General features: G+C 36.3%; 5 protein-coding genes. 3 read left to right on the top strand and 2 right to left on the bottom strand.

All coding sequences use genetic code 11. The features are described from left to right. Positions 1-536, top strand: a 536-nt coding sequence (locus OZD68_RS06500) for a double zinc ribbon domain-containing protein (RefSeq protein WP_275009274.1), incomplete at its 5' end; no start/stop codon positions are given. Positions 537-563: 27 nt separating this feature from the next. Here the strand turns inward: OZD68_RS06500 and map are convergent. Further along, on the bottom strand, positions 564-1,346 hold the full coding sequence (gene map / locus OZD68_RS06495; protein WP_182309149.1) for a type I methionyl aminopeptidase: 783 nt from the start codon (positions 1,344-1,346) through the stop codon (positions 564-566). A gap of 132 nt (positions 1,347-1,478) precedes the next feature. Next, positions 1,479-2,717, bottom strand: coding sequence for a cell division protein FtsA (gene ftsA, locus OZD68_RS06490; protein WP_182309148.1), 1,239 nt, complete (start codon positions 2,715-2,717; stop codon positions 1,479-1,481). 138 nt (positions 2,718-2,855) lie between these two features. Here ftsA and def point away from each other — a divergent pair, with 138 nt between their 5' ends. Both def and OZD68_RS06480 read left to right on the top strand, forming a co-directional pair. Continuing rightward, on the top strand, positions 2,856-3,395 hold the full coding sequence (gene def / locus OZD68_RS06485) for a peptide deformylase (RefSeq protein WP_182309147.1): 540 nt from the start codon (positions 2,856-2,858) through the stop codon (positions 3,393-3,395). Further along, positions 3,385-4,206 carry a uracil-DNA glycosylase gene (locus tag OZD68_RS06480; RefSeq protein WP_182309146.1) on the top strand — a complete coding sequence of 274 codons (822 nt, stop codon included), beginning with the start codon at positions 3,385-3,387 and terminating at the stop codon, positions 4,204-4,206. The genes def and OZD68_RS06480 overlap by 11 nt, the downstream gene beginning before the upstream one ends. Positions 4,207-4,325 lie beyond the last annotated feature (119 nt).

The raw sequence follows: 4,325 nt of genomic DNA, 5'->3' as shown, positions 1-4,325 counted from the left end.
TTCTCTTACTAAAAAAAGCTACAAATCTCATATTTCCAAGCGTATGCGTAAGTTGCGAATGTATCATTGATGAAAATCTTAATCTGTGTAGTGAATGCAACAAAAAAATCAATTTTCTAACTAAGCATTACTGCAATGTTTGTGGCGTAGTAATCTCAGACAATATTTATACGTGTGGTAAGTGCATCATCAATCCTCCACCGTTTATAGCTCTTTTTACAATAATCCGAACAGATCATAATATGCTACTGTTCTACCATAGCCATAAGCACATATCTTATCCTATTCGGACTATTGCGAGAAGTGCTATATTTCCAACAAAGGTTCGGTACAGTGGATTTGGTTTATCAAGAAATATAGCTGCTGGATTTTTTGGCGGCCTTGCACCATTTATATGCACAACAATTATCAAGGTTACAGGACAAGAGACTTCAGCTAGTTTTTACATGATTTTCTGTGCATTAATTGGGCTAGTTGCTATATCGCAAATTAAGGGTGAGCTTTCTTCAAAATTACCCAAAGTAAACCAAGTATAGTTGCAGTATAGCAGAATTTAAAAAAATCTAATTATAAGGTGGGAAATGCCAATTCTTAGGTGATAATGTGAATATTTCAGCACCATCTTTTGTTACTCCAATCGTATGCTCAAATTGAGCAGAAAGTGAAAGATCGCGTGTTGTTACTGTCCAGTCATCGAGTTTACTGAGCAGAGTCTCATGTTTTCCAGCATTAATCATTGGCTCTATTGTAAAAAACATACCTTCCTTCAAGACGAGATTTTCATCTTGATCATAGAAATGCACTACATTTGGTGGAGCATGAAAGACTTTTCCTATACCATGTCCGCAGTAGCTGCGTACGATAGAATATCCAAAATCTCTAATATATTTCTCTATAGCAAGCCCTATTTCATTTAACTTATTGCCGGGCTTAACTTGTTTGATTGCTTCCATCAATGCATGATAAGTAGCGTCACACAAGCGTTTTGCTTTTATTGATGGCTTGCCAACCCAAAACATGCGACTTGTATCACCATGCCAGCCATTTAAAATCACCGTGACATCAATATTTAAAATATCTCCATCTTTAAGTGGTTTATTATCTGGAACACCATGGCACACAACTGCATTTTTTGAAGTGCAAATCGATCTTGGATACCCCCTATAGTTTAGTGGTGCTGGAATTGCACCTGCATTAATTATAAAATCATGACATAGATCATTTAACTCATTAGTTGTCACCCCTACCTTTACGTACGGTGCAATGAAATCAAGAGTTTCAGCAGCAAGCCTGCCAGCCTTGCGCATAAATTCAAAATCTTCTTGTGAGTGTATAGTTATGTTCATATTTTCCATGTCTTATTGTAATTGGTACGCTTACTCGCAAGTACATAAACATAATAATTTTACATATTATAAAAATAAGTCCTATGGATCCTAGTGTCAAGTCATTTATATGAAAGGTGGTAAAACAGAAATCTAGACTGTAACTTTTGATTTAACCCAATTATACAATTTACTCATTTTACCATCCTGACCTAAAACACCAGAATTATTTTTATAAAAAGTGTCAACTATTAGCTTTATAGAGCCTATAGCAGCAGAAAATACAGGATTTTTATCATATTCGCCATCAAGACCGCTACAAGACTCAGGGCACCCAATTCGAACTTGCTTATTGAATATATAGCCTGCAATTTCCTTCATGCTTGTGAGTTGACTAGTTCCGCCTGTAATCACTACTTTATTAATTGGATCTTTCTGCTCTTGAAATTGCTCTCTTACCATTTCAAGTATTTCTTCAACTCTTGGTCTTATGATGTTAATAAGCTCAGATTTGAATACTTGAGTAGGTTCATCATTTTCGTTGTTTTGCATTGTAATGTACTCATTCTCATCTATTGAAGTTACGATAGTGCTACCATACAGTATTTTTATATACTCTGCACGTTCTATGCTTGTGCATAGCCCGTAAGCAATATCTCGAGTGATATGAACGCCACCAATTGGAACGCTGCTTGCATACACAAGTTTCCCTCTTTTGAAAATTCCAATTGCAGTGCACCCACCGCCTATATCAACAATAGCAGTCCCGAGCTCTTTTTCATCTTCACTGAGACACGCAAGACCTGCAGAATATGCAGAAGCAATACAACCTGCCATATTTAATCCACCATTATTGGTAATACAGTTTTCAATATTGGTAAGCGCTGGACGCGAAGCAGTGACAACATTAACATCAGCAGATAGTCTTTTTCCGTACAATCCAACAACTTCTTTTATGTCAGTCATGTCATCTAAGTGATATTTCAGTGGTATATTGTGAATGATAACATTTTCTTCAATATATTTCTCAAACGTCTGAAAAACTACACGTTTTATATCCCGGTCAGAAATTTCATGATTAGCTGCAATAATTTCATTATGTGCATTGAAAGATGAGATGCCACATCCAGCAATGGTCACATATATCTGGTCTATAGTTTCCTCTGACACTTGCTCAGCTAAACCTATAGTTGATGAGATGGAGTAATTTGCGTGTTTTACATTAGTTATCGACCCACCGTTTACACCTTCTGCAATCTTATAGCCCGTTCCTGTTACTTTATAGCTGAAATTGCCATTTATTTTAACGATTAGACAAATAATCTTTGTTGTACCTATGTCTAAAACAGCAAAAACATTTCTCTTTGGTTTTGCTATTACTGCAGAGTACATTAGTTAACCTTATTACGCAATTTCATTTAAATTGTAGCTTTCTTTAATAATTTATATTTCTATTATAGATATAGCAACATTTTAATATACACTAAATTCTGGACAAAAGGAAAAGCAAAACATAGAATTACAATTTTTATGTCCATATTACCAATTGTAATTGCCCCTGATGAAAGACTAATCACACGTGCCAGTGAAGTAACAGATATAAACGATAAAATTAAAGAATTAGTAAACGACATGTTCGAAACTATGTATGATGCAGAAGGTCTTGGCCTTGCTGCAGTGCAAGTTGGAGTGTTAAAGAGAATTTTTGTTATGGATATTCAGCTAGAAACGATTGAAAATGAGCCAGCAGGATATGGCTCAACTGGCAAATTTTACATGATTAATCCTGAGATTACAGAATTATCCGATGAACAAGTGACTCTCAAGGAAGGGTGCCTTTCAATTCCAGAGCAAAGCTATGAAATTAAGCGTCCAAAGTATTTAACTGTGAAATACAGAGACTTAAATAACGAAGAACAGACGCTAAAAGCTAGTGGTTGGCTTGCAAGGTGTATTCAGCATGAATTAGATCACTTAAACGGCATATTATATATTAGACATTTATCTAAATTAAAGTATGATATGGCCATGAAAAAAGCACAAAAGGTTAAAAAGCATTATGAGCAATAAAGACCTAGAATTATTAAAATTTTACCATGAAGTGGGCGTTGATTGCACACTAATGGAGGGTGAAGAGGAAAAAAAATTGGAGAGCAAAGAGAGTGTACAACCCTCTGTTATCCAAACTGGGACCAAGAAGAAAGATGCAGATATGCGCTGGAATGACACTAAAGATGGGAAAGACATGTTTCCAAGTGATTGGATAATTGAAGCAAGGAAACTTGCAGGTAAATGTGGTAGTGTGGATGAATTAAGAAGTGCAGTTGAATCATTTGAAGGTTGTGAGATAAAAAAAACTGCAACTAATACTGTCTTTTCCGATGGTAATCCAAATGCAAAAATTATGCTCGTTGGTGAAGCTCCAGGAGCAAATGAAGACCTTCAAGGCATACCATTTTGTGGTGCAAGTGGAATGTTGCTCGATAAAATGTTAAATGCAATCAATCTTGATCGCACTAAGGTATACATAAGCAATGCTGTATTTTGGCGTCCACCTGGCAATAGAAAGCCAACCGACCTAGAGCTTGATATGTGCAGACCATTTGTCGAAAAACACGTTGCACTAGTTTCACCACAAATTTTAATTTTGGTCGGGGGAATCGCATGTTATAGCCTTCTTGACAGCACAAAAACTATATCGAATTTGCGTGGCAGATTTCATACGTACACTAACCAATATTTGTCCAATTCAATCACCACAGCAGCTATATTTCATCCAGCTTACCTACTTCGCCAACCGGCACAAAAACGTTTAGCCTGGGAGGATTTGAAGAAGATTAGGGAGTATCTTGATAACACCAATAACTGTACGAATACTTAACACCACTGGTGTCGGAAAGTAGCCTGCAGAAACGAAAAAACTTCCTTGACAAACTCCGCCAGCCCCCTTATCATGAAACTGAAGCTATTGTATTTGCTTTCGCCAATCTGCAGATTAAA

It is taken from the genome of Wolbachia endosymbiont of Drosophila bicornuta, assembly GCF_028982105.1.
GTDB lineage: Bacteria > Pseudomonadota > Alphaproteobacteria > Rickettsiales > Anaplasmataceae > Wolbachia > Wolbachia pipientis.
Note: the sequence above shows the minus strand (reverse complement) of the source record. Positions and strands in the feature narration are given on the sequence as shown.

What these genes read in the sequence shown, in the direction of transcription:
- map (WP_182309149.1), bottom strand. Translation starts at nt 1,346, where the DNA reads ATGAACATAACTATACACTCACAAGAAGATTTTGAATTTATGCGCAAG.
- def (WP_182309147.1), top strand. Translation starts at nt 2,856, where the DNA reads ATGTCCATATTACCAATTGTAATTGCCCCTGATGAAAGACTAATCACA.
- OZD68_RS06480 (WP_182309146.1), top strand. Translation starts at nt 3,385, where the DNA reads ATGAGCAATAAAGACCTAGAATTATTAAAATTTTACCATGAAGTGGGC.
- ftsA (WP_182309148.1), bottom strand. Translation starts at nt 2,717, where the DNA reads ATGTACTCTGCAGTAATAGCAAAACCAAAGAGAAATGTTTTTGCTGTT.